Origin of the sequence: Clostridium sp. UBA5988, from assembly GCF_002435615.1 — a bacterium.
Lineage (GTDB): Bacteria > Bacillota > Clostridia > Clostridiales > Clostridiaceae > Clostridium_J > Clostridium_J sulfidigenes.
On record NZ_DJBA01000006.1, the window covers coordinates 1 to 2,871 of the forward strand.

The window sequence follows — 2,871 nt, forward strand, 5'->3', positions numbered from 1 at the left end:
ATCCTAATATTGATACACTAGGATTTGTTTATTTAATCTATTAATTGAATTTATACATTTATATTATGTATTTACTTATATTGTTATTAGTATAAGGATAACTGGATAATTACCATTGTATAAAATTAATTACCTTTTACCTTTTGAAAAAATATATAAATTGAATATTTATTATTTTTTTGGACAGATTATAATTATTAATAAAAATTTTGGGAAATATGGTGATTAAATTTATGAAGAAGAAAGAAAAAAGTTTTATTCCTCTAGTTGTTATATTTATATTAGTATTACAACTTATTAATTTATCAACCACAGAGCAAGGACAAAATACAGCTAATAAAAATACAAAATTAATAAACAGTGACATAAAATCAATAAATACTCTATCTATAACTTATAGAGTTAATAACTCTAATACATTAAACACTGAACTTTCAAAATATAATTCTGAATATAATTCTTATTCTATACAAAAGTCTCAACAAAAATATAAAAATTTGTATCATAATAACCAAGTAAGTGAAGAAGCCATAAACCAAACTATGCATTTACCTGATTGGTTTAAATATAAAGTTATAGATGAAAACTTATTAAAATCCTATTTAGCTAATAGATCTTCTATACTTAAGGATGAACCTTACTTTTCATCCATAATAGAAGTTGGTAGAGATTTTAATATTAATCCTATACTGCTATTTGCTATTACAGGTCAAGAACAAAGCTTTGTTCCTCAAGATCATGTAAGTGCTAATAAAATAGCTAACAATCCTTATAATGTATTTTGTAGTTGGCAAAGTTATAATACTGATATTGTAGATGCATCTGAAATTGCTTGTCGTACAATTATAAATCTATCTAAGGATAGACCCGATAGTGTCGATCCTTTAGTATGGATTAATAGAAAGTACTCTGCTGATCAAAATTGGCATTATGGTGTAAGAAGTTTATACAACGAAATTATTGACTTTATAAATGAGTAATAAAAGGTTTAGGTAATTCAAATAAGAACTACCTAAACCTTTTATTTATTTTCTATATATACACTTTTTGTTGGGAAAGCAATGCTTACTTCCTCATCACTTAGAATTTTCATTATATTATAATTTATATCTTCTTTAATCTCCATATATTCATTGAATTCAATTCTATTTATAAAAAAATACATACCTATGTCTAAACTACTTTCATTAAATGTACTAAAGCTAACATGAATACTCTCACTATCTACTCCATCATGATTCTTTAGCATATCCTTTATGCTACTAACACACCTTTGAAGCTGCTCAGTAGCTGTATCATAGGTTACTCCTATATTCATAGTTACTCTTCTTAACTCTCTCTTGTTAAAGTTTAAAATTGAATCATTTACTAGTAATGAGTTAGGAACCGTTATTAACACTTTATCAAAAGTTCTTATTCTTGTACTTCTAAAACTAATATCTTCTACTATTCCCTCTATCTCCTTACACTTAATCCAATCACCTATTGTAAAAGGATTATCCATAAATATTATGACACCTGACATCATATTTGCAGCAAAATCTTTTGCTGCCAAAGCTATTACAACTCCCCCTAAACCTATTCCTGTTATAAAAGCATTTACATCTAGCCCCCAAATATTCGCTACTTGTATAATTGCAAAAGCTATAATTAAATACTTTATTCCTTTGGCCATCATAGGTATTAATACAGTATTCACTTTTATATCATATTTATCTGTAGCTCTAAATAAAAAATCATCTGAATTATTAGTAATGTTAATTAATCCATTAGCAAATAATACTATAATTGATGTCCCTAATAATTTATTAATTATACTGCTAATATTCCATCCCATTGATGAATTTAGTATACTCATAAATATGTATACACCCATTACTATAAATGCCATTTTTATAGGTTTTTCAAATGCACTCAATATTTTTCTAGCACTTTTAATTTTTAAAGCTTTAAATATACCATCTAATATCTTTATAATATATTTAGCAAATATGTTCCTTAGGAACATTAACAATACGAATATTCCTACTCCTATTGCAATTGACTTCCACACTTCAAAAAATTTACTATTTAATATAATCTGTACATATTTATTCGTTAATATCTCTACTTGAGCTATTACCATTTATCTTTCCTCCTATATAAAAACTTAGTTTTCATTATTTATTCCTTTACAATTCCAAAAACAAAAACATCAACATATTCTTCTCCATCATAATATGCTTGTCTTCTTGTTCCTTCATGAAGAAAACCTACTGACCTTAATGTGCCTTGACTAGGATAGTTAAACATTAACACCTCTGCATCAATCCTATGAGTTCCAATGCTAAATAAATAATCTATAATTAATTTTAATCCTTCCTTAGCATATCCCTCTTGCCTATGACTTCCTAATCCAAACCTAAGCCAAGCCATTTCTTTATTTTCATCTAACCAGTTTATTCTTATGTATCCTATAGGTTCATTATTATCTTTTAATGCAATAATTAAATATAATTCTTCTCCTTCTTCTATGCTAAGCTTAATGTCTTGAAATTGATTTTCATAACTTATATTTGTATTTAATCCCACGGACATTTTTCTCATTACTATTTCATCTTTCCATTTAGCAACCAATTTAGCATCATTTAATTCTATATTTCTTAAATAAATTCGTTGTCCTTCACATATATTATACACTTTCTACCCTCCATACCAAAATGCTACTTCTCATATTATTATAAATTAAATTTATTATTTTATATATAAAAAAAGCACTCCATAATGAAGTGCTTTTGGTGGCTCACCGGGGGATCGAACCCCGGACACCATGATTAAAAGTCATGTGCTCTACCGACTGAGCTAGTGAACCACGTTAAAAACCTGGCAACA

3 protein-coding genes and 1 tRNA gene are annotated in these 2,871 nt (G+C 26.9%); 1 reads left to right on the forward strand and 3 read right to left on the reverse strand.

Going from position 1 to position 2,871, the window contains the following annotated elements:
* The first annotated feature begins 233 nt into the window (after positions 1 to 233).
* On the forward strand, positions 234 to 980 hold the full coding sequence (locus tag B3J31_RS00250; RefSeq protein ID WP_346873548.1) for a hypothetical protein: 747 nt from the start codon (positions 234 to 236) through the stop codon (positions 978 to 980).
* Positions 981 to 1,021: 41 nt separating this feature from the next.
* On the opposite strand, the gene B3J31_RS00255 is transcribed toward B3J31_RS00250, so the two are convergent.
* From B3J31_RS00255 to B3J31_RS00265, 3 genes are all read right to left on the reverse strand, one after another.
* Positions 1,022 to 2,125 carry a mechanosensitive ion channel family protein gene (locus B3J31_RS00255; protein WP_051824307.1) on the reverse strand — a complete coding sequence of 368 codons (1,104 nt, stop codon included), beginning with the start codon at positions 2,123 to 2,125 and terminating at the stop codon, positions 1,022 to 1,024.
* A 38-nt stretch (positions 2,126 to 2,163) separates the two neighbouring features.
* On the reverse strand, positions 2,164 to 2,679 hold the full coding sequence (locus tag B3J31_RS00260) for a GNAT family N-acetyltransferase (RefSeq protein WP_150846311.1): 516 nt from the start codon (positions 2,677 to 2,679) through the stop codon (positions 2,164 to 2,166).
* A gap of 96 nt (positions 2,680 to 2,775) precedes the next feature.
* A tRNA-Lys gene (locus B3J31_RS00265) sits at positions 2,776 to 2,851 on the reverse strand.
* Between the last annotated feature and the right edge of the window lie 20 nt (positions 2,852 to 2,871).

What these genes read in the sequence shown, in the direction of transcription:
- B3J31_RS00250 (WP_346873548.1), top strand. Translation starts at nt 234, where the DNA reads ATGAAGAAGAAAGAAAAAAGTTTTATTCCTCTAGTTGTTATATTTATA.
- B3J31_RS00255 (WP_051824307.1), bottom strand. Translation starts at nt 2,125, where the DNA reads ATGGTAATAGCTCAAGTAGAGATATTAACGAATAAATATGTACAGATT.